This window comes from Acinetobacter sp. 228 (assembly GCF_048147885.1).
The window spans coordinates 1-1608 of record NZ_JAYWYV010000183.1 but is presented as its reverse complement, the minus strand read 5'-3'; the positions used below and the strand labels follow the sequence as shown (position 1 = coordinate 1608).

At 41.5% G+C, this 1608-nt stretch carries 2 protein-coding genes and 1 riboswitch; of the genes, one reads left to right on the top strand and one right to left on the bottom strand.

Annotated features, from left to right (window positions below):
- Positions 1 to 638 (bottom strand): TonB-dependent receptor plug domain-containing protein (locus VXQ92_RS17160; protein WP_416682632.1); only part of this gene is annotated, 638 nt, incomplete at its 3' end.
- A gap of 35 nt (positions 639 to 673) precedes the next feature.
- A riboswitch (cobalamin riboswitch) is annotated at positions 674 to 881 on the bottom strand.
- A gap of 126 nt (positions 882 to 1007) precedes the next feature.
- On the opposite strand from VXQ92_RS17160, the gene VXQ92_RS17155 reads away from it, so the two are divergent.
- A partial coding sequence (locus VXQ92_RS17155; RefSeq protein WP_416682631.1) for a phosphoribosylanthranilate isomerase occupies positions 1008 to 1608 on the top strand: 601 nt, incomplete at its 3' end.

Here is a 1608-nt window from a genome sequence, read left to right as displayed (position 1 = left end):
TCCAAGATAGAAGTTCCATCAGTTTCTAGTCTCTGTCCACGTATTTGAGCATAGAAACCTTCTGGTGAAACAATATCAGCACCTACAATAGCTTTATAAGTATTATCTTCTCCATATATACCGGTAACAAAGGCATTATTTTTTTTAGGGGTATTACTGATCAGTTGAATAGCACCACTAATCGCATCACTACCATATTGTACAGAAGCAGGTCCTTTCAAAATCTCAATTTGGTCTACATCTGTCAGATCCATGAATTCTGGAGTAAGAGGACCTAATCCATTCTGGCTATTGATGCGCGCACCATCTTTAAGCAATAAAGTATGTCCAGTGCGACCACCTCGTAAAGATAGGTCTGCAAGCTGGCCAACTCCACCTGATTGTTTTACGTAAATAGATGCATCTTTTTGCAAGATGTCAGATAGATTTAAAGCAGGATTTTTTTCAATTTCTTCTTTAGAGATTACTGAAATACGCGCTGGAACTTCACTTGCTTTTTCAGCACTTTTTGAAGCAGTGATAACAATTGGGTCAAGCTGAGTTGCATCTGTTGCATCTTCAGCAAAAATAACAGGTGAACACCCCATCGCAATAGCGATAGCCCCTACCAGACGAGTAGGTTGAAAAGATTTAGACATAACATGCTCCATACATTCACCCCACGTGAATGATCGGGTAGATAGATGAAACAAGTAGGTCTCCGGACTTCAGCGCCATAATTCATTTATGGACATATTCACCTTCCCACACTACTGCAGTGGTGTAAGTCGATTTCGACTTAAAAAATATGCTTTACATTGTTACCGTTGCGGGGGCAGTGCCGGACTTTCACCAGCTTCCCTAAAGCATGAATTGCTTACACTTGCTTCCATTTGAACGCAGTATAAAGTGCCGAATTACTTCGTACAATGTCATTTAAAGCAATTCCCTGAGAACTTTTACGCAAGGGGCAAAAATTGCATTACAATGGCGCTTATTTTAAGAAATGGTTGTAGTTTAAGCAGCTCATGAGCCAATCAAACCAAAAACGTACACGAGCAAAAATCTGTGGAATTACTCGCAAGCAAGATGTTCAGGCAGTAGTTGCAGCGGGAGCAGATGCGATAGGCTTTGTTTTTTTTCCGCCGAGTCCAAGAAATGTAACAGTTGAACAGGCAGAAGAATTAGCAAAACTCGTTCCGCCTTATGTACAAATGGTGGGTTTGTTTGTAAACGCGAGTGTTACCGAAATTCAGGATATACTTGATTGTGTTCCCCTAGATGTATTACAACTACATGGCGATGAAACTCCAGAACAATGTCAGGAAATAGCGCGTCATTGTAAACGTCGCTGGTATAAAGCGATTCAGGTTAAACCTGATCTGGATGTAGTTGCTGAAATTCAAAAATATCAGGCAGCTGGGGCCAGTGCTGTATTGCTCGATGCATGGCATCCTGAGCTTAAAGGGGGCACAGGACATCAGTTTGACTGGTCTAAATTCCCGAAACTTGATATTCCATTAATCTTGGCAGGTGGTTTAACCCCTGACAATGTCATTGACGCTATTCATACTACCGGTGCTTTTGCAGTAGATGTGAGCGGAGGCGTAGAGTCCGCAAAAGGTATAA